The organism is Paenibacillus sp. Soil750 (assembly GCF_001428045.1).
Lineage (GTDB): Bacteria > Bacillota > Bacilli > Paenibacillales > NBRC-103111 > Paenibacillus_E > Paenibacillus_E allorhizoplanae.
In genome coordinates this window covers 695,759-719,217 of sequence record NZ_LMSD01000023.1, presented here as the reverse complement: position 1 = coordinate 719,217, position 23,459 = coordinate 695,759, and the positions used below count along the sequence as shown (strand labels likewise).

The 23,459-nt window shown below is 45.9% G+C and carries 18 protein-coding genes and 1 pseudogene; 7 read left to right on the top strand and 12 right to left on the bottom strand.

The window, feature by feature from the left end:
* The first annotated feature begins 111 nt into the window (after window positions 1-111).
* The 4 genes and pseudogenes from ASL11_RS22880 to ASL11_RS38180 all read left to right on the top strand — a co-directional run bounded on the left by ASL11_RS22880 (window position 112) and on the right by ASL11_RS38180 (window position 1,482).
* Window positions 112-408: a transposase gene (locus tag ASL11_RS22880; RefSeq protein ID WP_056620178.1), complete on the top strand. Its 297-nt coding sequence runs from the start codon at window positions 112-114 to the stop codon at window positions 406-408.
* Entirely contained in the window at window positions 405-1,001 is a 597-nt protein-coding gene (locus ASL11_RS22875) for an IS3 family transposase (protein WP_157257012.1), read from the top strand. The genes ASL11_RS22880 and ASL11_RS22875 overlap by 4 nt, the downstream gene beginning before the upstream one ends.
* A 52-nt stretch (window positions 1,002-1,053) precedes the next feature.
* Window positions 1,054-1,191, top strand: a pseudogene (locus tag ASL11_RS38185) (DDE-type integrase/transposase/recombinase); the annotation flags it as partial.
* Entirely contained in the window at window positions 1,192-1,482 is a 291-nt protein-coding gene (locus tag ASL11_RS38180) for a transposase (RefSeq protein ID WP_442953087.1), read from the top strand. It abuts the pseudogene before it with no gap.
* Window positions 1,483-1,773: 291 nt separating this feature from the next.
* On the opposite strand, the gene ASL11_RS22865 is transcribed toward ASL11_RS38180, so the two are convergent.
* Together ASL11_RS22865 and ASL11_RS22860 are read right to left on the bottom strand one after the other, a co-directional pair.
* Complete coding sequence (locus ASL11_RS22865; RefSeq protein WP_056620173.1) at window positions 1,774-4,164, bottom strand: ATP-binding protein; 2,391 nt, start codon at window positions 4,162-4,164, stop codon at window positions 1,774-1,776.
* 86 nt (window positions 4,165-4,250) lie between these two features.
* On the bottom strand, window positions 4,251-5,105 hold the full coding sequence (locus ASL11_RS22860; protein WP_162261673.1) for an AraC family transcriptional regulator: 855 nt from the start codon (window positions 5,103-5,105) through the stop codon (window positions 4,251-4,253).
* A 142-nt stretch (window positions 5,106-5,247) separates the two neighbouring features.
* Between ASL11_RS22860 and ASL11_RS22855 the strand changes: the two genes are divergently transcribed.
* The gene (locus ASL11_RS22855) at window positions 5,248-7,635 is read left to right on the top strand and encodes a glycoside hydrolase family 2 TIM barrel-domain containing protein (RefSeq protein WP_056620168.1); all 2,388 of its coding nucleotides are present in this window, start codon (window positions 5,248-5,250) and stop codon (window positions 7,633-7,635) included.
* Window positions 7,636-8,332: 697 nt separating this feature from the next.
* Here ASL11_RS22855 and ASL11_RS22850 read toward each other — a convergent pair.
* From ASL11_RS22850 to ASL11_RS36635, 5 genes are all read right to left on the bottom strand, one after another.
* The gene (locus ASL11_RS22850) at window positions 8,333-10,489 is read right to left on the bottom strand and encodes an MMPL family transporter (protein WP_200962468.1); all 2,157 of its coding nucleotides are present in this window, start codon (window positions 10,487-10,489) and stop codon (window positions 8,333-8,335) included.
* A 9-nt stretch (window positions 10,490-10,498) separates the two neighbouring features.
* Complete coding sequence (locus tag ASL11_RS22845) at window positions 10,499-11,650, bottom strand: NAD(P)/FAD-dependent oxidoreductase (RefSeq protein ID WP_056620161.1); 1,152 nt, start codon at window positions 11,648-11,650, stop codon at window positions 10,499-10,501.
* Window positions 11,647-12,366 (bottom strand): methyltransferase domain-containing protein, encoded by a 720-nt coding sequence (locus ASL11_RS22840; RefSeq protein ID WP_056620276.1) that lies wholly within the window; start codon window positions 12,364-12,366, stop codon window positions 11,647-11,649. The genes ASL11_RS22845 and ASL11_RS22840 overlap by 4 nt, the downstream gene beginning before the upstream one ends.
* Window positions 12,359-13,504: a type III polyketide synthase gene (locus ASL11_RS22835; protein WP_056620158.1), complete on the bottom strand. Its 1,146-nt coding sequence runs from the start codon at window positions 13,502-13,504 to the stop codon at window positions 12,359-12,361. The genes ASL11_RS22840 and ASL11_RS22835 overlap by 8 nt, the downstream gene beginning before the upstream one ends.
* Before the next feature lie 236 nt (window positions 13,505-13,740).
* Window positions 13,741-15,453: a glycosyltransferase gene (locus ASL11_RS36635; protein ID WP_162261672.1), complete on the bottom strand. Its 1,713-nt coding sequence runs from the start codon at window positions 15,451-15,453 to the stop codon at window positions 13,741-13,743.
* An 81-nt stretch (window positions 15,454-15,534) separates the two neighbouring features.
* On the opposite strand from ASL11_RS36635, the gene ASL11_RS36995 reads away from it, so the two are divergent.
* A complete protein-coding gene (locus tag ASL11_RS36995) occupies window positions 15,535-15,684 on the top strand; it encodes a hypothetical protein (protein ID WP_162261671.1) in 150 nt (49 codons plus the stop codon).
* Here ASL11_RS36995 and ASL11_RS22825 read toward each other — a convergent pair.
* The 4 genes from ASL11_RS22825 to ASL11_RS22810 form a co-directional block, all read right to left on the bottom strand.
* Window positions 15,681-16,985, bottom strand: coding sequence for an RCC1-like domain-containing protein (locus ASL11_RS22825; RefSeq protein WP_162261670.1), 1,305 nt, complete (start codon window positions 16,983-16,985; stop codon window positions 15,681-15,683). The genes ASL11_RS36995 and ASL11_RS22825 overlap by 4 nt on opposite strands.
* A gap of 60 nt (window positions 16,986-17,045) precedes the next feature.
* On the bottom strand, window positions 17,046-19,340 hold the full coding sequence (locus tag ASL11_RS38035) for an S-layer homology domain-containing protein (protein WP_082595707.1): 2,295 nt from the start codon (window positions 19,338-19,340) through the stop codon (window positions 17,046-17,048).
* A 493-nt stretch (window positions 19,341-19,833) separates the two neighbouring features.
* Window positions 19,834-20,448, bottom strand: coding sequence for a PH domain-containing protein (locus ASL11_RS22815; protein ID WP_056620153.1), 615 nt, complete (start codon window positions 20,446-20,448; stop codon window positions 19,834-19,836).
* Between the two features lie 93 nt (window positions 20,449-20,541).
* The gene (locus ASL11_RS22810; protein WP_056620150.1) at window positions 20,542-21,405 is read right to left on the bottom strand and encodes an AraC family transcriptional regulator; all 864 of its coding nucleotides are present in this window, start codon (window positions 21,403-21,405) and stop codon (window positions 20,542-20,544) included.
* 139 nt (window positions 21,406-21,544) lie between these two features.
* On the opposite strand from ASL11_RS22810, the gene ASL11_RS22805 reads away from it, so the two are divergent.
* Window positions 21,545-22,327: a phytanoyl-CoA dioxygenase family protein gene (locus tag ASL11_RS22805; RefSeq protein ID WP_056620145.1), complete on the top strand. Its 783-nt coding sequence runs from the start codon at window positions 21,545-21,547 to the stop codon at window positions 22,325-22,327.
* A 49-nt stretch (window positions 22,328-22,376) separates the two neighbouring features.
* Here ASL11_RS22805 and ASL11_RS22800 read toward each other — a convergent pair whose 3' ends face one another.
* A complete protein-coding gene (locus tag ASL11_RS22800) occupies window positions 22,377-23,414 on the bottom strand; it encodes a DUF4432 family protein (RefSeq protein ID WP_056620142.1) in 1,038 nt (345 codons plus the stop codon).
* Window positions 23,415-23,459 lie beyond the last annotated feature (45 nt).

Sequence of the window (23,459 nt, the reverse complement as noted above, 5' to 3'; positions counted from 1 at the left end):
TAGATGAAATTGGGCAGAAATAGCTGGATTTTTGCACTTAGAATAAAAAGTGGACGTCTCTTAGTGTAGAAGTAATAATAATCTTAACAACTAACTAAGAGGTGTCTGTCCATGAGCGAATCAAGACAACGATATAATGAAACTTTTAAACGTGAAGCTGTAAAGTATGTGCAAGAGCAGACTAAATCCTTAGAGCATATCGCGGACGAGTTGAATATTAATCCTGGTACTCTTCGAAATTGGCTGGGGAAATACCGTGAGTTTGATCATGAGCCTGTGAACAAAGTGGAAAACCTCCGCGAGCAGTCTCAACTCATTGATGATCAGAAACGGGAAATCGAAGATCTAAAGGAAGAGATCGCGATTCTAAAAAAGGCCATGCACATCTTCAGCAAAGAAAGGAACTGAGATTTCAGTTTATTGAAGATCACCGCTCTGAGTTTCGATTGGAGAAGATGTGCAACGTTCTAAAAGTGTCCAAGAGCGGATATTACAAATGGAAAACAGCTGACGTCTCTGAGCAGTGCAAGCGTAAGGAGGAACTAGCAGATCGTATTAAGTATTACTTTCAACTCAAGCATGAAATCTATGGCAGCCCACGAATACACAAAGAGTTATTGAAGGAAGGCCTGTGTGTATCGGAACGGACGGTCGGCCTCATTATGCGTGAGCAAGGGTTACGCTCTTGTATGGCACGGAAATTTAGAGTTCAAACAACAGATTCGAAYCACGATCAGCCGATTGCTCCCAATCTCCTTCAGCAARATTTTGCAGCAACAAAGCCAAATGAAAAATGGGTAGCTGATATTACTTACATTCCATGCCGTCAAGGAAAGCTCTACCTTGCRAGCATTCTGGACCTCTACACGAAGCAAATTGTTGGATGGAAACTAAGTGACCGAATGACAACAGATCTCGTCTTAGATGCACTGAAGCAGGCTCATAGCGTCGAGCATTCTGGACCTCTACACGAAGCAAATTGTTGGATGGAAACTAAGTGACCGAATGACAACAGATCTCGTCTTAGATGCACTGAAGCAGGCTCATAGCGTCAAGAAGCCTGGAGTAGACCTGATTCACCATTCCGACCGAGGTTCTCAATATGCCTCCARGGAGTACCGCAGTCAGCTAGAAAGCTATGGGATAACGCCCAGTATGAGTCGTAAAGGTAACTGTTATGACAATGCCTGTATGGAGGCATTTCATAGCATTGAGTACCGCAGTCAGCTAGAAAGCTATGGGATAACGCCCAGTATGAGTCGTAAAGGTAACTGTTATGACAATGCCTGTATGGAGGCATTTCATAGCATTWTGAAGCGTGAATTCATCTACAGCAACCCAAAATTCAAGACTAAACAAGARGCCCATCAGAAGMTGTATCGRTATCTTGAGTTCTTTTACAACAGGACAAGGTCGAATAGCACAATTGGTTACATGTCACCTGAGCAATTTGAGCAGCTATACTACCAGCARGTCGCATAACTTAGTGACGTCCACTTTCTTGACAGAAGAGCATTTTTCCAGAACAATTGGTTACATGTCACCTGAGCAATTTGAGCAGCTATACTACCAGCAGGTCGCATAACTTAGTGACGTCCACTTTCTTGACAGAAGAGCATTTTTCCAGTTAATCGCAAATACAGACGCTGAAAAATGAAATCAACGATCAAAATACCCCTGCTATCCGCGTCAAACCTGTAAAAAACAAAAAGCATGCACAATCCATAGAAATCTTGGACTACGCATGCTTTCTCTTTGGATTCTCTCGTCTCCTTACACCCGCTTCAATCCGAGAATCTCGAGCAACATACCCGACAATTGGCTAGGTGGATACGGTTTGACGAAGTACATGTTTGCCCCGATTTCCTTCCCCTTCTCAGTTTCATCCAGTGCGGAAGAAATGAAGATAGGCAAGTCATGTAAGGCTGGATCTTCCTTGATGAGATTGATAATCTGCCATCCGTCAATACTATTGTTTAGCATGATGTCAACGATAACCGCATCCGGCTTCTTCATTGGCATATCTTTAAGTGCTTGTTCGCCAGTCGTGTAGTTGATGACTCGAAAACCTTTCTCAGTGAGTTCCTCAGTGAGAAGTTCCGTCAAGCTGACGTCATCCTCGATGAGTACGACGGTTTTGCCTGTGAATTCATCTGCTGCAGCGGTTAGCAGCTCTTCCCCGTTGGTAATCTCAGGCATCGAAATCAAAGGAAAGCTAACGCGGAACGTACTTCCTTCTCCTAGTTTAGAGGTAACAGAAATTTCGCCGCCATGTGCCTCAACAATGCCCTTCACAATCGCAAGGCCTAACCCCGTACCACCAATGGCTCTACGATCTGAATTATCAATGCGATAAAACTTCGTAAACAGCTTTGGAATGGCTTCTTCCGGAATTCCCAATCCCTCATCGGTAATGTCAACAAGAGCTTGATTACCAACATGGTAAAGCTTCGCCGTAATCCGCCCGCCTTCTGGTGAATACTTGACTGCGTTGCTAACGAGGTTCATGAAAAGCTGCGTCAGATTATCCTGATCTCCTGAAATAACATACGGTATAATAGGGATATGAACGTTGAAATCATGCTTCGTGGAGCTTCCTTGCTGCAAAGTGAATACACCATTTAACACCTCAAAGAGATCAACTGGATTCTTCTGGTGAGTCGATTTACCCGATTCCATCCGTTGGACATCCAGGAAATCATTAATTAATGCGGTCAGCCGAACAGTCTCTTGATGAATTGTTTTCAAGTATTTCTGTTGCTTCTCTGGACTCATCTCTTTGGTCAGCAATCGTTCAGCAAAGCCCAATACACTGGAAAGCGGTGTACGCAGCTCATGACTGACGGTACTTACGAACTCCGACTTTAATTGGTCGACTTCGGCTTGTTTCGTCATATCACGATGGACAAAAACCGTTCCGATTCTCCCCGTTTCTCTATACAACGGCTCCGCATAGGCTTGAATGACCCTTCGCGTCGGAGACGTGATCTCATACATGTAGGACCTTTCCTCCAGCGCTTCTTCACTAATCTGTGAAATCATATACGACTTTAAATCACTGTTATCCTCAATTGCATGCGAAGTTGAATAGATAAACTGGGCTAACTGGATATTTGACATAGACTGCCCCACAGGAATACCAAATAATTCATTCATCGTTGAGTTCGCCTTTACGATGATCCCCTCGACATTGACGAACTGAACGCCTTCTTGAATGGTATCCATGATGTCTCTCGTAAGCGCTCTTTCGCTCATCAAGAGTTCTTCGTTTTCTTCCATTTTACGCAATAATTCCTGAAGCTCTTCCTGCTGCATCTGTAGCTCTTCCTGCTGGGCAATTAACTCTTCATTCTGAGATAGTAGCTCTTCTTCCTTCACTTGAACCTTCTGCAGCATGGTGTGAAAGGACCGATTGAGAAGACCAATTTCATCGTTCCGCTTGGACATTTCCAGCTCAACCGACTGCCCTAATGACACTTTTTCTGCGTGATCTGCCAGTTTGCGCAGCGGTCTGCCCATGTTCCTGGCCGTGATCGATGTCAGGAAAGTAATGAATACCAAAATGCCAAATACATACGCAAAGAATACATAATTGAGATTGGATAAGGTCTTAAACAAGTTCCGTGCTTCTGTTTCCGATTGGGACGAGTTCTGCATCGAAATGTCATTAATTTTGCCTAACAAATCATAGATACTTGTCCCTACACTGCCGTTTGGTGTCGTTGCACCAGCTTTCACTATGGCCAATGGATCCTCGTTATGCGCGAGCTTTACGTATTTCGGAAATACATTTTCAAAATAGTTTTTCTCAAATGACTTTAACGTTGTAAGCAGCTCTTTCTCCTGATCTGTTAAAGGAAGCTGCAAAAATGTCTCCATTGCTTTCTCTAGATCCGGCTTTTCCTTCATAACGGCCTCATATTCAAACTCCTGGCGGAATGCGTAAAAGGCCCTTGCATGCAAAAAGATTTGATTGTAGTGGAGATAGATAGAAGCCGTAGCCTTTTCTTTCTCTTTGAGCAGCGTGATGCGCTCTTGATAAGACTGTTGTACATCATAGCCAATGGATGAAACACCAATTGCCCCAACCATGACGAGCAATGCGAAAAACAATATCATTCTAACAAATCGACGGGAAAGGCTCGACTTCACAAGATTAGGCATGGCAGATCTCCTTTACACGATCAATTCACCAAAATTCGACAAATTCCTACCTGACCAATTCGGTGACTGCCATGAAATTCCTCTAATTATAGTTCTACCTGATCCTTATATCGACTGGGCGGGATTCCCACAGCTTGGCAGAACACTCTGCTAAAGTACAAGGGATTGTCATAGCCAACAATGGAAGCGACTTCTTTCACATGTAAGGAAGTTTCTGAGAGCATCTTTTTAGCTTCATTGATCCGAATATTGGTTACATATTTGCCTGGCGTCGTTCCCGTAACATCCTTGAATTTATGGATAAATCGAAAAAGACTCAAGTTGCACGTCTTGGCAAGCTCCGAAACAACCAAGTTCTGACTATACTTTTCGTGCATAATTTCCATGATCATATGGATGTCAGAATGGTGGTCATCTTTCCCTTGATTTTCAGTTCTTTGCAGCCTTCTACCTAGTAGCGCGAGCAAGCTGAGTAAATAGGCTGACGTCACATGCTCATTGAAAGGCTTCTTCATATTCAGTTCCCGGATAATTTTTTTAAACAACTCCCCCACCTCATCTACAAGGCCAACCGTTTGAATAGAAGTGTCTAGTAGTCCACATTGCTGCAAATAATTCTGTACGCCATGTCCTGTAAAATGAATCCAGTATGCCTCTGTGGCATCTTTCGCGAAATACTTGTACGTCTGCGGCTCGTTGGGAGCATACAAGACGATTTGACCTTTATGCACATCTTGTGAAAGCTGATTGAAGTAGAAAGTCCCTTTTCCGCCCACCAAATAAATCAACTGATAATCAACACGACCTTGTTCGCGCTTCCGATTTAAATCAATGGTCATCAGCTTCTGATAACCGCAACAGTTGACTGTCAGCAAGCAGTCATTCCGCTCAACGCCTTGCTCATACCAATCGTCTAGCGCATTGCCGGATATATTAATCATCACAATCACTCCATTAGCAATTTTGTACATGTTATTAGCAATATATTTTATTCACTAACTCCAATTCTAATCTTATAATGAAAGCGCGACAACGTAATTCCTTGCAATTTTGTGAATGCTCATATGAGAAGGGAGAAAGACGATGAATAGGAGCAGAATCATTGAAAATATCAATTTGAATTGGAAGTTTTTCAGAGGGGATGAATCCCAAGCCTGGTATAGAGGTTATGAAGATGCCAGTTGGCGTGATGTGACGCTTCCTCATGATTGGTCCGTTGAAGAACCATTTTCACAAGAGCATTCCAGTGGTACGGGATACTTGCCTGGAGGCATAGGTTGGTATCGTAAAAACTTACTGCTTCCTCAGGAATTGGCAGGCAAACGCGTAAACATTACCTTCGAAGGGGTCTATGATAACGCCCAAGTATGGTGCAATAGCTATTATCTGGGGAAACGCCCCTACGGCTATAGCAGTTTTACCTATGACATCACCGATTTCATCTCCTTTGGGAAACAGGACAATGTGATTTCTGTCAAAGTTGACCACCAAGATATTGCAGACTCCAGATGGTTTACCGGGTCAGGCATATATAGAGATGTTTATATCACGATTACTGATGCGATACATATCGATCACTACGGTGTATTTGTCACAACACCAGAAGTTTCGAAGGATCAAGCTACCGTTGCTGTTAACATACGATTATCCAATGAATCACAAGCAGATGCGACAATTGAGCTTTCAAATACCCTTAGGGATGCGGACGGAAACCTGATCGAATCGGTAGGAGAGGAGATTGTCGTTCAGACTGACTCCTTTACGGAATTGAATCAAACCATCAAGGTTACTGCCCCAAATCTATGGTCCCCTTACAGCCCTGATTTGTACGTATTATGTACGGAGATTAGGAAGAATGGCGAAATCATCGACCATGTGAACACCACTGTGGGCATTCGATGGTTTGAATTTGATGCCCATAAAGGCTTCTTCTTAAATGGCGTGAATATGAAATTAAAAGGTGTTTGTGTCCATCATGATGCGGGGGCACTAGGTGCTGCAGTTCCTGTACAGGTATGGCAGAGGAGACTTCAAGCGCTTCAAGACATGGGCTGTAACGCCATTAGAATGAGTCACAACCCGCCTGCTCCTAATTTGCTCGATTTATGCGACCGCATGGGATTTCTCGTCATTGATGAAGCGTTTGACGAATGGGAAGGCGTGAAGCATAAATGGTCAACCGGACACAACGTGTACCCGCCGAAGCATTTTGGCTACTATGAGGATTTCCCTCAGTGGGGAGAATTGGACATCAAGGAGATGGTTTTGCGGGATCGGAATCATCCCTCTATCATTTTATGGAGCATCGGAAATGAAGTGGATTATCCCAATGATCCCTATTGTCACCCGTATTTTCAAACCATGACCGGCAATAACGATGCCAACAAACCTGCCGCTGAGCGCGAATATGATCCGAATAAACCACAAAGTGGTAGGCTGACTACGATTGCCAAAAACCTCGCTCGCTATGTGAAAGAATGCGATACGACTAGACCCGTCACTGCCGCTCTGGCCTTTCCCGAATTAGCGAATTTGATTGGCTATGCGGATACATTGGATGTGGTGGGCTACAATTACAAAGAGCATCTCTACGAGGAGGCGCGGCAGCAATATCCGAATCGAGTCACCTTCGGCAGTGAAAATAGCGCGAGCCTAGAGGCTTGGCTTGCTGTCAAAGACAACGATGCGATATGTGCGCAATTTATTTGGACTGGAATCGATTATATGGGCGAAGCCAAAGGGTGGCCTATTCGGGCTTCGCAAGCCGGATTCATGGATCTTGCTGGCTTTAAGAAAGCCAGCTATTACTTCCGTCAGAGCCTATGGAGCGCGGAACCAATGGCTTTTCTAGCCACAGCTAGTAAAGACGATCCCACGTATGCGAGTAATAAAAGATGGCATTGCGGTGCGCCACACTGGAACTGGAAGCCTGACGAACAGCTGGATGTCATCTGTTATACCAACTGCGAGGAGGCAGAACTATTCCTTAATGAACGGTCGCTGGGAACGAAAAAGCTGATTGATTCACCACTAGGTTACCTGACATGGGAAGTTGGCTTTGAGGAAGGGATTTTGAATGTCGTTGCTAGAAGCGCGGAGGGCATTGGTTGTTCTTGTGCTTTAGGAACGGTCACGAAAGCAGACCAACTGATGTTACGGGTAGATAAAGCAGAATTAAGCGCGGATGGGCAGGATATTGCTCATGTCGAAATCGAAATCACAGACAGTCATGGTAAACTCGTTTATTTGGCTGACGATCTCATCCAACTATCCATCGATGGGCCCGGTGAAATTATTGGCTTAGAAAACGGCGATGTACAGGATTTAGAGCCGTATCGCTCAAAATTTAGGAAAGCCCATCACGGCAAGCTGCTTGCTTATGTTAGAGCTGGCGTAACGGCCGGCCAGATCGTCGTGAAGGCTGAAGCACAGGGGTTAGTCACAGCAACGTTTGTCATTGCTGTGAACTAGAAGATGATCGTTACAGCCACCGTGTACACAAGAAAACCCGTTAACATCCGATTTTTTTGGATGTTAACGGGTTTTTATAGTGCTCCACATCGCCACACTTGTTGTTTTGGCTCAACAAATCCAGGGGATGCCACGGAATGGACGTATGGAATGATTGCTAGTTGCAGTTGGTTGGTGGTTGGTTTGGTTTGTTTGGTGGTGATGGCAGTGGAGACTGGTGGTTGGTCGAGATGGCTTGTGTGATTGTAGGTAGAGTATGTTTGTTTTCGTGCAACTTCCACTCTTTATTTCTTGTATTAACTGGAAAATATACAGCTATATACGATAAATTCCATCAAAAATTCAATTTTAATGGAATTTATGTAGTTAATTCTGCCATATCATTCTATCGGATAAAATGGTCAAAATTAACTGTAGGTTCTCCATCTATTGTTTGATTAATCGGAAAATCTAAAGATTTAACTGTAGAAAATCCATCTATTTTGCCGGGAGCATAGAAGATTTACGAAACTTCATCAGACCAGCTCACTACTGTTACTCAACAATCATACTTCTACCTCTACTTCTACTTCTACTTCTACTTCTTTCTACCTCTACCTCTACCTCTTCCTCTCTATCCACAACTATCTTCTCATACTACTACTCACCTTAACTTTAATCACAGCCAAACGAGAAACCTCTATGCTGCCATTCGAACTTATGTACGCCTTCTTCTCGCACCAGGCCCCCACCAGTTCCACTTTCCAAGTATTACCATAAGAGAAGGAACAAGCACCAATCTAACTACCGTCGCATCGATAAAAATTGCGGCTGCAATACCCAAGCCTAGCTGTTTCACACCAACAACATCTCCGAATGCAAAAGGTAATGTAACCGCAATCATGATTGCTGCCGCAGAGTTAATAATCTTACTGATAGACCCTAAGCCGACTAACACAGATCGCTGATTATCGTACGTCCGCTGGTACTCCTCATAGATGCGCGATACTAAAAAAACACCATAATCCATCGAGATCCCAAACGCCAGTCCAAAGATAAACACAGGAATCATAATGGCGATTCTACTCGGTTCTAAGCCGAAATGCCCCTCTTCAAATAGCCAAGCTAGAATTCCAAAAGACGCACCTAAGCTCAGGAGGTTCATGAGGATTGTTTTTAAGGGGATGAGAATGGAACGGAAAGCGATGAATAAGACCACATAGTTAGAAATCAATATGAACAGAAGGACATAGAGTAAGTTGTCAAAAATATCATCGGAAATCTCCTGCTGATACTTCGCTTCACCGCCTAATTGGAATGGGAGTGCTCCTGATTCTCCCTCTATTTCCCAACGTCTCACCCAATCCATCACTTGTTGTGAGGAGGGTTCACCTTGTAATCGAACCTGAACGAGCATCTCATTCTTATGGACAAATGTTTGAAAGATGCGCTCATAGTTCGCTTTTGCGTTTGGTTGTTGAGATAACACATAGAGTTGATCATAGGGCATTCGCATTTTCGAATAGATCGAATCTACCTTTTCAACGAGCGGATCCCTCTCTAACTTTTGTACAAGTAACGAGGCGTTCTTCCAATCACTTGGGCTCATTAGCGTCGTTTTCCCTTTAATAACTAGATAAACATCTGAACTTGTTTTCGCTCCAAAATGTGTTTGGTACGCCTCGAATGCGGCGCGGGATTCATAGCCCTTCGGCAAGGAGGTTGCATCGGGGATGGCTAATTTCATCTTCGTCAGCGGCAGGAAACAACAGATAAGGATGCACGCTGCGAGCAGGCTCATTTGGACAGGTCTTCTCATCACAAAATGTGCCATGGCAAACCACAAATTGTTCGCGCCTTTTGTCGTATAAAGCGGTCTGCGTTCAGCTCGAATTGCAGGCCACCACAGGGTTAGAAGCGCCGGCACTAGTGTGAGCGTCAGCATAACAGAAACGGTTAACACGGTCATTGCACCTAAAGCAATGGTCGAAAATATAGGTAGCGGAATGAACAGTATTCCCATGAGGCCTAAAAAAACACTCAGCGCCGAGAACAAGACGGCTCTTCCAGCTGTCGTCATCGTGGTCAGGATGGCTTGTCCAACAGGAAACACCTGAATTTCCTCACGAAAACGACTAACCATCATCAAGGCAAAATCTATGCTAAGGGCCAGACCTACCATCGGAATAACATTCAGGACAAAGTTAGATAAATCCATGCGTGTTCCTACCTCATACATGATGCCCATCGTGCTCGTTACGCCGAAAACGCCAATGATGATAGGAATCAGCGAGGATGTCATACCGCCAAATGCCAGCCAAAGAATCAAAAAGGCAGCCGGGATACCTAAGCTTTCCGCTCTTCTCAAATCGTGCTGACTCGCTCGGTTTACATCTTCTTGCACAACCGACTTTCCTGTTAATGACACGTTCATTTCTCGATGCTGCGGCAGCCGTGTCTGTATTTCCCGCAATACGGGTTCCATGTCATGTGGACTTTGCTCAAATCCAAGCAACGCATAAGCGTAATTCCCCTGGATCATCCCTTCCCTTTCAAGCGGAGATACGATCTCTCTTAACCCTTGCATACCATGTAAAGTTAATAAATCTTGATGCAAGTACCTCTCGAACTGCTGTGGCTCCAGCTTGCTATTTTTCTCAAACACGAGAATGACGGGATTCGCTGGCATATGAAAGCTAGAAGCGAGAGTTTGCTCGACCTTAGCAAAAGCACCGTCCGAAATCAACCCATGATCCTTTAGGACAGCAGGCAGCTTGGGAGCGTACCATCCAAAATATAGGAAGAAAAGGACCCAGAATATGACGATGGTTTTGGGATATCGGAGGGATAACAAGGCAAGTTTATGCAAGTTCATATCCCTCCCTTAATACTCGATTTCTTTCAGCCTAGTCGCTTGCACAAATCGATCTGCCAATCCAGGTGTGAACTTTGCTGCAGCAAGCATCACGCTGGGCAAATATGGAACAGCTAACATCCCCTGCAACCGATGTCCCCACTTCAAAGGCCCTTTGAAATCCCGAAGTATGGCCCCCGTATAGTCCCGTTCCCATTCAACTAAGCTGATCTGACCCTTCAGATATCGTGATGCCAATGGTGCACATAACATTGCCGAGCGGAGCGCCATCGACATCCCGTCACCGCAAAGCGGCGGCAGCATCATAGCAGCGTCTCCTAAACGTGGAAACATATCCCACGCAAGGGGCTTACGTGTTAACTTTACAGGTGCAACAGCCGCTTGTGTGCCAGCAACAGGTTGTGCAGAAGATAAGCGATCTGATAGCTTACTATGCCTAGCGCATGCCGCCTCGATCAACCCTAGAATGGATTTGTCCGTCTTCAGAAAAGCCTCTCGCTCCAATAGTGCTGCCACATTCACCAATCCATCTTCAATCGGGGAAAGACCTAGGTAACCGCCTTCAAAGAAGTAGAGTTCGACAACCCCATCCATATTCAACCCTTTATAGTGGGATTTCACGCCTAGATGCGCCCCTTTGATGGACATGGCGTCGCGGGGGGGTTGGCTTTGTAGCCCAGAAACAGCCGTTGCGCCACAAGCAGCGATAACGGCACGTACCTGATATTCATGAACCACACCGCGCTGCTTGGTAGTTATGAGGTATCCCTGCTCACTGGGATTCACAGACATCACCGTTGTTTCCGTCTGCAGCTGAACTCCTGCGCGTAACGCCGCTTGATGAAGCGTTGCGTCAAGCTGATAGCGGCTTACACCCCAAGCTGTTCCTGGAAGAGCAATCTCCAATGGTTTTCCCCGACTTAGGATTAAGCTTGTCCGCTTGATCGGACTTGGCTTTAAGGCAGCTACTGCTTCACGTAGTCCAAGTTTTTTAAGCATCGTGAGGGATTCTGGGGATAGAAATTCCCCGCATACCTTATGCCTTGGGAATGTTTTACGATCGAACATCACCGTATCCCAGCCATGATCAGCTAACGACTTGGCCATCACGCTGCCTGCGATTCCAGCACCGATAACGGCTGTATCATAGATGTGAGTCATCGCTCCCGCTCCCTTTTCACAATGACGACCGCATACCTGAACAAGGGTCTCCAAGAGACGATCATGTTAGAGAGGTCCAATGATTGGCGTAGCATCGTCCAATCCTTCGCACGGAATCCTTTCGCTACCGATAAGGGGCCATCATTCAGAATATAACGATTCTTAGAGATAACGCGAGCCGTAACCCACACAGCCCCCCAAGCAATCCAATGCCGATGAATATCATTAATGACAACGCCTAATCGGGATGCCTTCAGCATACAACCCACAACTTGCGGAAGCTCCGTATTCGTAAAATGATGCACAAATTGCGTGCCGGTTGTAATATCGACCCCATTTTCCGGTAGCTGAAATAAACTGCTCCGCATCACGCTTACACGTGGCTCTGTACGGAAAAACTCGCGCGCCTCTGCACACGCTTCCTCTGTAATATCGACTAGCGTAATACGCAGTTCTACGCCATTCTCATCCGCCCAGCGCAAAAGATGGCGATTGACATCGCCAGAACCAGATCCAACATCCAGAATCGTTAATGTCTTAGGTTTGCCAGCTTGCAGCCATAAGCGTTTAAAGCCATACAATGTAGGCCCTGCAGCACCAAAAATGCGATTAAGCCGACGCAAATGTTGCAAAGCTTGCCGAAGCTCGGGGCCTCCCGACGAGAAGTCATCCATTAACTCATGCTGCACTGCCCGTTGTTTGAGCCCCTTAAACATACGTTTCATCTAACTTCGTTTCTTGTATGGCGGCTACACCTTGATAGGTGAATTGAATCATTTCACAGGTAAGTCCTGGCCCGAATGCGAGAGATAGCCCCCTTGTCGGTCCCGCTCCGCGGTTCTCCAGTTCCAGCCTCATTTCATCTAGGACGAAAAGGATCGTAGCCGAGGACATATTGCCATAATTGCGCAATACCGTGCGGCTCGGTCGCGTTTCTTCAGCGGTTAATCCGTAAACCTCCTCCAACGCATCAATAATCCCTTTCCCTCCTGGATGAATTGCCCAAAGCTCTGGTTTAGGTCCGCCATTAAGCAGATGCGCAACTTGTTCCGGGATCCAGGTTCCAATTAACTTAGGGATATTCGGAGACAGATATAGATCAAAACCGTGATTCCCTACCTCCCATTTCATTTCATCCGCACAATCTTGTAGAAGAATGGAATGATCATTTCCTAATTGAAAAATGGGATGATGCTGTTCACTTGCGACACCAACTACACAGGACGAAGCGCCATCTCCGAAAAAGGAAGCGCCAAATAATGCTTCACGATCACTTGAAGGCTGAATGTGAAGGGTACATAATTCCACGCAGACGACTAGGATTTTGGCAGACGGGTTGCTGGAAGCGATTTGACGTGACAAACACACTGCCTTCAATCCGGCAGCACAGCCCAGGAAATTGAAGGGGATTCGATTGACATTGGCAGCTAGTCCCAACTGCTGCGTCAATGCGGCATCTAGTCCAGGCAAGAACTGTCCTGTACAGCTTACAGTGATCAGATGCGTGATGTCAGATACGTCAACTTTGGCATCACGTAGAGCTTTTTCTGCCGCCTGTAGAGCTAAGGGAACAGACTCGCGCTTGTACGTGGCCATGCGATCGGAGGTCGAAGGCGCTTTCTGATTCGATTGTGAAAAGTATCGGCAATGCTCCGCTGTTTGAAGCAGATTGGGTTCGCAGGTATATCTCGTTTCTACGCCGCATTGTTTGAAAATTTTTTTAGCCCAACGGGCAGAGTTGGGGTTGTCACGCAATGCTTCCGTTAATCGCCCAGAAGTATCTGCTTGGTCTAGACGGAATTCAGGCACAGCGGTACCAATCCCAAGAATTGCGATTACCTGATTTTCTTTCATGGTCAATACTCATCCCCTTGGCTCATCAATTCTTGGCTGGACATGCAGGTCACTTTACACATATGTATTCAAGAAATGTGACTTATATGAGAGGAATTTCCATTAAGAGGTTATTGTTGCAGAGCGCTATGTCAAAAAAGGCAACCTCGCAATCGTTCTCTTGAACGCTTTGCAAGATAACCCTTTTACATTCAAATTCCCACAGACTGCGCGTATCATACAAACAGCCAGAAGCTTCAAGTCGTGCTCGAGGAAGCCTCAATGCCCAAGCCTTGAAAATAGGCGCGATTGCTCAGGATTCTGCTATCTTCAGGTATAAAGGTGGCAGCAATTTCGTTGTGGTGATTAGCTCGTTCATTTTGTCCCAGCTTATTATAGCAGACACTAAGCTGGATATGCGGCAACCAGGTCCAGCAGGTATGCTGCAACAATGCTTGAGGATGCTGCGGTTTCTCCAGCGAAGCGGCCATTTGGTACCAATACACTGCGCTGGCATAATCGCTTTCTTCCATATGATAATAACCCAGTCTGCAGCAGTTCTCCGCCCTGGGCAACTGGTACGCGAACGATAACAGCGCCTTCGCCTTTGCTTCCATCGGATTGCCCAGATTGTGCAAGCAGTCGGCTGCACGACCGCAGGCATTGATAATGTCTTCGATCCAGCCGTCCTTCTGTTCAAGAAACATCTCGTACTTACGCAAGGAACGCGCCCATTGCTGATGGTCGAATAGTTCATTTGCATAATAATACAAATCGCGAGAGGAGAACTTCTTTCCTTCTTTCTCTTTTTTTTCATAGAGATTCAGATTGCGGGAAGTTTGGGTATGCTTGCGATCGTGCGTTACGCATACATCGGCGTATTCGATAGCTCCTATCACTTCAAGATACTCGTGTACGACACCAATCCAGCGAAACCCCCTTTCTCGCTTAACCAGCCTGTTTCTGCGCAAACTGACCGTGACATGGCCGAATTCATCAAAGGCGAGGTTGTATACCATCGAAACAGCATCTGTTTGCCATGGCAATGATTGCTTCAGGGCGAGGAATTTGTCAGCGTCCCTAGACAATAAGATATCATCGGCGTCAAGCCATAAAATATAGTCCTTCTCAGCCTTCTGAAAGGCAAAATTCCGCGCTGCGGAAAAATCATCCATCCATTCAAAATCGTATACGCGATGCGTAAATTGACGAGCGATCTCTTTGGTTCGATCCGTGGAACCCGTATCGATAATAATGATCTCGTCAACGCTTCCCTGTACACTGGACAGACAGCGTTCTAACGTGTCTTCCTCATTTTTGACAATCATGCACAAACTGACCGTAACAGCCCACTTCCAACTGTGCAAAGCCAATGTGATATCCAATCCCCATTTTTCAAACGATTTTCGGCTATTTGTACTAAGTTGTCCTTCATACAAGGAAGGATCGTCAGCATATTTTCCATATTTCCGCTCGTAGCGCACAAAGCAGTCCTCGGCAACATAAAGCTCGTAACCTTCTTGCAAAGCACGGTAACATAAATCGTCATCCTCGTAAGTTTCAACTTCGAATCTTTCGTCAAACCCGCCCAACTGGTCGAAGGCGCTTTTACGGAGCATCACAAGATGGCTTAGCACACGAGTTACACGTTTGCTCCGGCTTTCGCGCATAATGCCAATGCTCTCAGAGTAGGACTGCAACACTCGCGGGTTTTCACTGATAATTGGCGTGTTTTGCACGCCGCTAATACCACTGCTGACAGGGCCAACCACAGCCGCAAGCTTGTGCCGCTCCATGCAGTCGTTCAACCGACCGAGCCATCCATCCGTAACGTACATATACTCGCGCATACATACAATATGAGGTGATGAAGCAGCAGCAACGCCTATATTGTAAGCTTCCGCAACGCTGGTTCCAGGCTTGCAGAACACGACAGTTACGTTTCTATTCTGCTTTAGCCATTGAGACATTCGCAGAGAGTCTTCCTCCAACACAACGATTAAATGGTAAGGGTGCTCTGTAGTAGAGAGACGAAGGTTGAGGATGCATTCTTGCATAGCTTCAAAATGCTGAGCCAGCAGGACGATGTCCGTTATCATACCAAATCACGCTCCGAGTTGTTATTCGACATAGTCTTGTTCCTACATGAAAAAACAGCTGCAGTCGCAGCAATTGCAGACCGCAGCTTCTTTCTTAATTAATTCTCCCTGGACGCTTTTGAATTCAATCCATTTATTCCTTGCGGATAAAGCTGCAGATTCTCCTCTTGATTGCCTAATTGACCGAATATGTTGGAGCCCCATGTGTAATACCCGCCGTTGGTCCCGAGTGCTCCGCTTGCATAGAAGCCTGCGGAGATTTGACTGGCGGCAATGCCGGGAACTTGCACAGGACTGTTTTGATGGCCAGGCGTACCGTTGCCAAGCTGCCCATAGCTGTTCGAACCCCACGCCCACACCGTACCGTCTTCCTTCAGCGCCATGCTGTACCATTCTCCGGCAGAAATCGAGGCCACTTGAGCGAGGCCAGCAACCTGTACGGGAGCAGCATGTCCTTTATTCGTCTTATCGCCAAGCTCGCCATATTCGTTATGCCCCCAAGCCCACACCGTACCATCGTTCAACAATGCGAGCGAATGATCATACCCAGCACTGACCGCTTTCACTCCGTGAATACCGTCAATCTGGAAGGGGATGTTGCGAGAGCTTGACGTGCCGTCGCCCAGTTGTCCTTGGCCGTTAGCGCCCCAGGCCCACACCGTGCCGTCTTTTGTTAACGCCAGATTATGCCATCCCGCAGCTGAAACGGACATCACATCGTTCAGACCTTGAACCTGCATGGGAACGGTTTGCTGAGTAGTCGCACCCACCCCTAGCTCGCCAAATTCATTGGACCCCCAAGCCCATACTGTTCCGTCCTTTTTCAACGCTAAGATGTACGATTCTCCCGCAGAAATTGCTGTTATATCGCTAAGAGTAGGAACTTGTTCCGCCGTCTCACGGGATACAGTTGTACCGTCGCCCAACTGCCCGAAACGATTGTCACCCCATGTCCATACGGTACCATCATTTTTCAAGACCACATTATGAGTTCCTATAAAGGCATCGACCACATCATGATCCATACCAGCAATCAGCTTCGGCGTCTGATACGAGTTTCCACCCTGAGACTGGACTGAGCCCCAGACCCAAAGCGCTCCACGATCGTCAATAGCCATGCCCTGCCCGAAGCCCATGCGAATACGGGGCTCTTCCGTTCCATAAACTGAATAGGTTACTGCCGTTACATTAGAAATTATTGGCGGCAACGTGCCATATACCGCCGATTGAACATCATTCAAATGCGGGCCTCCTGAATCAACCAGGAGACTCAAAGGTGCATCGGATGCCAATTGTTCGGTTACATTCGTTGCCTGAATGGCATTGCCATAAGTAAAGGCCGAAGTCATGAGTAAACAACTAGCTAAAGTGCGGGTCCATATCTTGGTTCGCTTTTTGTGCATTGCATCTTCTCCCATCTGTCCTGAGCTTCCTGCCCTTCGGAACCTTGTACTAGTTTTTCTTTAAACAGGTATAATAGAAGCGATTTTTTCAATTACGATAGAGACCCCTACTGCAGGCGATGACGCAAATATTATTGGACTAGTTGAATCATTCACTAGGTTTATAGTACTACCCGCGCTCAATTGCAAAATGATTTTATTCGAAATCTGGCTATTATTGGATAGAATCGGGATGCATGTGCTAGGATCTATTAATCCATTTATCTTAAGCGCTATCCGAGCTCCGATTCCAGTAGTTGCCGATACTTGATAGCTGATCTCATAAATTCCGTCTTGAGCTATGTCAATTTGTCCCATAAAAGACGCAAACTGCATATCATCAATGCCAGACGTTACATAACCACGTGTATTCAACGGTAAAACTGAATTACCTGGATACAGCGCCCCCGATGGCAACACACTATACAAATAGCCAAAAGTGGTCAAGCCGCCTGCGCCAGCCGCTCCAGTCGCTCCTGTTATACCTTGGGCTCCGGTAGCACCGGTTGCTCCGGTTACGCCTTGGGCTCCTGTGGCTCCTGTAACTCCTGCTGATCCGGTTGCTCCTGTTATGCCTTGCGCTCCAGTTGCTCCTGTTATGCCTTGCGCTCCAGTTGCTCCCGTTACGCCTTGGGCTCCTGTTGCTCCCGTTATGCCTTGCGCTCCGGTTACTCCCGTTACGCCTTGAGCTCCGGTTGCTCCTGTTACGCCTTGCTCTCCGGTTGCTCCTGTTACGCCTTGCGCTCCGGTTACTCCCGTTACGCCTTGCGCTCCAGTTGCTCCCGTTACGCCTTGCGCTCCAATTGCTCCTGTTACGCCTTGCGCTCCGGTTACTCCCGTTACGCCTTGTGCCCCTGTTGCTCCCGTTACGCCTTGCGCTCCAATTGCTCCTGTTACGCCTTGCGCTCCGGTTACTCCCGTTACGCCTTGGGCTCCGGTTGCTCCTGTTACGCCTTGCGCTCCGGTTACTCCCGTTACGCCTTGCGCTCCAGTTGCTCCTGTTACGCCTTGCGCTCCGGTTGCTCCGGTTGCACCTTGGGCTCCGATTGCTCCTGTTACGCCTTGCGCTCCAGTTGCTCCCGTTACGCCTTGCGCTCCAATTGCTCCCGTTATGCCTTGCGCTCCAGTTGCTCCTGTTACGCCTTGGGCTCCGGTTGCTCCCATTACGCCTTGGGCTCCTGTTGCTCCCATTACGCCTTGGGCTCCGGTTGCTCCTGTTGCACCTTGGAGACCTTGCGCTCCTGTTGATCCTGTTGCACCTTGGATGCCTTGTGCTCCTGTTGATCCTGTCTCACCATGTTCACCTTTCTCACCTTTCACACCTGCAGGTCCAACTGGGCCTACAGGACCAATTGGACCTACTGGTCCAGCTGGTCCAATTGCACCCTGCACAGCAGACGGTTCTTTCGGCTGCTCTTTTACTCCTGAAGAAACCTCAATCAAATATGCTTTACTCTCTTTGTTCACGATTGATACAAGCAGTCCTACCTTCAAAGCATCAAAACTTAGTTGTTGTGAAGAATTTGTGTCGAAATATTGCGTTTCCGAAGTAAGACTCAGCTTTTTTGTCTCTGAACCGAGCGTTACCGATACCGAATCATTCGTAATCGCCGATATAATGCCGTTAGTTACACTATTGGACACGCCTGCCATGGAGCTTTCCATTCCATTCGTTAAATAGGGCAACGCATTGCTTAGCATTGCCGCCATCTGAGCCCGCGTTACGAGGTCCATCGGTTTAAACTTATTATCGGCAAAGCCTTCTACGATGTTCAGACTGACTCCCGCGTTGATGTAACCTTTGTAAGATGGTGTAAAATCTTCCACATCGCTAAACAAGGTTGATCTTTCAGACAATCGGCCTGCATCTGACTCACGATTAATTGCCCGAATAATAAGCTTGATCGTCCATTCACGGCTTGATGTCTGCCGACCCCATCCTGCCGTGTTCGTTTCCTCTTGTGCCACGAGAAGGCCTTTTTTCAACGCTACCGAAATGTAAGGCTTAGCGAAGTCATCGACAGAAAGTGCAGGATTGACTGCTCCCTCTTTCTTGACTTCCTCCTCTAAACCCATAAGACGGATCGCCATAAGAACAGCTTCCTGGTGCGTGACATTACTTTGCGGATTAAACATCCCTGCGTTATCGCCTGCGATAATGTCAAGCAGCGCAAGTTTGGTCATATACTTTTGTGCCCATGGCGCCGTATCTACATCCTTAAAAGTTGGCGCAGCCGCTGATACGATTTGAGTTGCAGGTGCCAACGATACCAGCAGAGCCATCGCCAACGAAGTTTTTTTAATTTTGTGTTTCATCTGTTACCTCCTGATTTTCTTCATAATTTTTATTTTTTCTGCAAAACGCTTGAATTTCCTATTTCTTTTTATTTATAGGTATAAAAACCTATATACTCTTATAGACTTATATACCTAAAATTCACTTATATAGGCCTCCTCCCTCCTATCGATATTCCTTCAAATTTCGACTACATTAGTCAAAATCACCCATAGACCATAGTACTATGTGCTTCTCTCAAATTTCTCACAAAAAATCCCTATTGAGATAGGCGACCATATTTAGCGGCTGATTTTATCGCTAAGGTTTGAAGGTTGCTAAGGGCCAAAGCTTATTTATACGATTACGCATAAACCAAAAAGACGACCTTCCATTCAAAAATCGAATGGAAAATCGTCTCAAGTGGTGTCAACTACTCAACAAGACATACTGTGTCTGCATGGACGCAGTAAAAATATGTAAGAATCAACCAATTATATGGAAACAAACTAATCTAACTGAATTTCCTTGCATTTAATTATTAATATAACGCTCAAAGATAGCACCGAAATCCTTAACTTTCAACTCCGTATGCTTACCTTTTAACCAGTTGTAGGTGGATTCCGTAATCGCATCGAATTGCGTAACAGGAGAAGTCGTTTGTGTTGAGATACGACCAGTCGCTTCCTTCGCAACAGCTACGCTTTGCTTAGCGTATTCGAACAATTCGTCATTATGAGCTACTGTCTCGGAAATTTTAATCAAAGCTTTGTACAAATCTTTGATCTGTTCAATTTGCTTTTTATCAACATCAATGGAGAAGTTCGTGTTACCGATAATGAATTTGATCTCAACATCTAGATCGATCGTTCCTGCCGTTTCCATATAAACTTGGGAGATCGCATGTGTGTGGTAGCTGAAACGTTTCAGCACTCGCTTAGAGCTAATCGCACTATCTCCATCTAAATGGATGAGTGCAAGGTTCGTAAAGCAATATTCGTCCTTCTTGGATTTAATAATGAAGTAAATTTTCTCGCCATCCTCATGCATCACATAATCATCAGAATCAACCTTATCAAAATCCGCTGGACTAATTACTTTACCAATATCACTTAAGCCTAATGCATCTGCTGCAAACTTCTTGAACACGGGAATCATCCTCTCACTGATTAAAATGTTTATAGACTAATCCCATTATACGGTATGGGTAGAATTTACATAAGTAGCAAATTGTTAGCCATTCTAACGTTTCTCTTTTTGACGGAAACGGCCAGGCGGAACCTTCTTCTCCAGTAAGAACGTACGAGTAAAATAATGAACGGAAGAAAAGCCCGTCATTTCAGCAATTTCTTTAATCGGTAGGTCGCTGCTCAGCAGCAGGTGGGCCGCTTGGCGAATACGTTCACTCCGAATGAAATTCGTGAAGCTCTCATGGATTCCCTCTGAAAATAGGCGCGACAGATGACGCTCCGAAACGCTCAAATAGCTTGCAACATCTTTAAGCTGAAGTGCTTGCGAGAGATTATCACGGATATAGAGTTTGGCTCGCCTCATCAAAATATGTGTACTTTTATGCCGAATGACAGGCATCTTGGATTGCCTTCCGAATATAGCAGGGAACGACACCAGCAAAGCATAGGCAACCGAATGAATGGCCGTATACGGGAGACTCCCATGCCCCTCTCGGATGAGAAGTGATCGCCATAATTGCACAGTAGGTACATCATCTGCCTCATATAGAACAGCATCACCGTGGAGTGCAAGTCCATTGAATGTTTCACGCATTGCATCATCACATAAGGTCTCATCTAGCTCGAAAGCAATATATAAAATGTTTAACCCTTTTTCCGTACGAATTTGGTGGGTAATGCCAGGCTTTGAGCAAAAAAGCGTACCTGCCCGAAGTGGATAGACCATGTCTTCCTCTGAATACAGACCATCTCCATCCATAATGTAACAGATCTCAAAAAAAGAATGCTTATGAGGTTGATTATCATACAAACAAGGATTAGCACCCCAATAATGCACTTTAAAGACAGCTTCCGCACCTTGGATGACCGTTAAAGCTTCATTCAACATCGCGTACGTTTCCTTATACTGATACATGAGCCTCACCTTTTCGAGAAAAATGTCCTTATTGTGCAAAACTATGTCCTCTGTTGAAAAAGATTACTATGGCATAATCTCCTATAATTATAGATAGAAAGCGACTTAATGAGCAACCATAAAATGGAGGCATGGTACGATGATACAATCCAAAGATGTTGATTTTTACAAAGAAAATGGCTACTTGCTTGTAAAAGGGGTATTTAATGAAGCCGAAGTTGTGGAGATGCGAGAAGCTGTTGAGAACATTATTCTGCGTGCCGCACACGCGAAAGCCGATAGAAATGATGCTTGGCAAGGGGATTATTTACCTGCCGAAGAGCTGAAGAAGCTTGTTCTTAAAGGCTTTCATGATGTGCATTATCACGATGCTTCCTTCATGCGAGCCGTCATTCACCCGAATATGGTAGCAGTTTTGAGACAAATTATTGGGCCCAACGTTCAGCTCCATCATTCCAAAATGCTGGTCAAGCCACCTGAGAATGGTGCTGCCTTCCCGATGCATCAAGATTATCCGTATTTCCCGCATGAGAAGCATACGATGTTAGCAGCAAGCGTTCACTTGGATCGTGCCGATGAAGAGAATGGCTGTCTGCGCGTTATTCCAGGCTCCCATCTTGCAGGAAGCTTGCAGCATATCGGCACGCATTACCTGAATCATAAAGAGTATCCGATCCATATGGGAACACCTTGTGAAGCGGAAGCTGGCGATGTCCTATTCTTCAATTACTTAACGATCCATGGTTCATCTTCGAATAAGAGCTCCAGAACACGGAGAAATGTGTTGTTTCAATATCGGGAGGCGAGTGATTTCCCGACCACGCAAGAGCATTTTGACTGGGGCATGGGGTTAATGGTCAGCGGGGAGAATCCAAATTTCACGAAAGTGAAGCCAAACTTCCACATTATTAAAGAAGCTTAGCGCATGAAAGAACGGGCTGTCCCCTACTTACGGGACAGCCCCTTTGCATCTAGGTAAATACACTAACTTGCATGGTGAACTTTTTATGCTCAAAGGGAGCAATCGAGCCCGCTGAGCCGTTGCGAATAGCTTCTTCGATGCCATACGTAGGGTAACCTGCAAATGGCTCAAGCCCAATATTATAATGCCTTCCATACCACGGATAACTTGTGGTCGCGCCAAACTCCTGCCAGTACCACAGATAGGGAAGTGTCCTCGCGTCCCATTCAACTTTCATGCCGAATCCCTTCTGTCCGTTTACGACCGAATACCACCCTTTATTACCGAAGCCAGTCAAATAAACGATCTCGGAAGGTGTACTTTTCGGAGGCAGCTGTGATAAATCGACAAGCTCACCAAGCTCATTATACGCAAGCGGCCATTCATACTCATGCCCGCGCTTCACACGACCCGATGGATTTTTACTTGCATCTGCTGTTATTATGCGCACCCCAGTTGGCATATGTATGTGACAGTTTTCATCTAGAAAGGGTTTACCCAAAGCGATATGCTGTCCCCACATATACCGTTGTGAATAACCACTTAAATTTTCCACTTCTTCTTCGATATACAGCTTCGCATCCCCACTTACAAGGGACATCGTTTTTGATAATGAGAAAGGTACTTTCTTCGTCCGAACGCTGAATCTAACTGTAATTCTCTCCGCCCTATCCTCGACGATTTCATAATGCCAAGGCATGTGTGCGACTTCGCCGTGTTGGCCGAACTGAGCTCCCCCATAGCTGCTTGAAGACCCTCCATTAGGAAATACTTCCTGCCATCCACCAGGGTAATAATCAATGAATGCTGCGATCGGATCATCTGACGTTGATAAGTAACAATTCGGATTTTGCACGCCATTCTCGGTCAACCACATGAAATCCATATCGATTGGTTTATATAAGAATTCGAAGATTTCAGTGCCTTTATCCACCAAGATGGAGATGCGCAAGAGTTCATTTTCAATGACAACCGTACGCATTCCGTAATAACTAAACCCATCTCGGATGCGACAGCCATAATTACGCTGGGGACGATAAGGATTCATAACCGATCACCTTCCTAAATTAAAGATAAATCCAACTAAACTTGA

Coding starts and splice junctions, on each gene's coding strand:
- ASL11_RS36635 (WP_162261672.1), bottom strand. CDS start 15,453: ATGTCTCAATGGCTAAAGCAGAATAGAAACGTAACTGTCGTGTTCTGC.
- ASL11_RS22825 (WP_162261670.1), bottom strand. CDS start 16,985: ATGCACAAAAAGCGAACCAAGATATGGACCCGCACTTTAGCTAGTTGT.
- ASL11_RS38035 (WP_082595707.1), bottom strand. CDS start 19,340: ATGAAACACAAAATTAAAAAAACTTCGTTGGCGATGGCTCTGCTGGTA.
- ASL11_RS22850 (WP_200962468.1), bottom strand. CDS start 10,489: ATGAACTTGCATAAACTTGCCTTGTTATCCCTCCGATATCCCAAAACC.
- ASL11_RS22810 (WP_056620150.1), bottom strand. CDS start 21,405: ATGTATCAGTATAAGGAAACGTACGCGATGTTGAATGAAGCTTTAACG.
- ASL11_RS22835 (WP_056620158.1), bottom strand. CDS start 13,504: ATGAAAGAAAATCAGGTAATCGCAATTCTTGGGATTGGTACCGCTGTG.
- ASL11_RS22855 (WP_056620168.1), top strand. CDS start 5,248: ATGAATAGGAGCAGAATCATTGAAAATATCAATTTGAATTGGAAGTTT.
- ASL11_RS22845 (WP_056620161.1), bottom strand. CDS start 11,650: ATGACTCACATCTATGATACAGCCGTTATCGGTGCTGGAATCGCAGGC.
- ASL11_RS22800 (WP_056620142.1), bottom strand. CDS start 23,414: ATGAATCCTTATCGTCCCCAGCGTAATTATGGCTGTCGCATCCGAGAT.
- ASL11_RS22840 (WP_056620276.1), bottom strand. CDS start 12,366: ATGTTTAAGGGGCTCAAACAACGGGCAGTGCAGCATGAGTTAATGGAT.
- ASL11_RS22860 (WP_162261673.1), bottom strand. CDS start 5,105: ATGATTAATATATCCGGCAATGCGCTAGACGATTGGTATGAGCAAGGC.
- ASL11_RS22880 (WP_056620178.1), top strand. CDS start 112: ATGAGCGAATCAAGACAACGATATAATGAAACTTTTAAACGTGAAGCT.
- ASL11_RS22805 (WP_056620145.1), top strand. CDS start 21,545: ATGATACAATCCAAAGATGTTGATTTTTACAAAGAAAATGGCTACTTG.
- ASL11_RS22865 (WP_056620173.1), bottom strand. CDS start 4,164: ATGCCTAATCTTGTGAAGTCGAGCCTTTCCCGTCGATTTGTTAGAATG.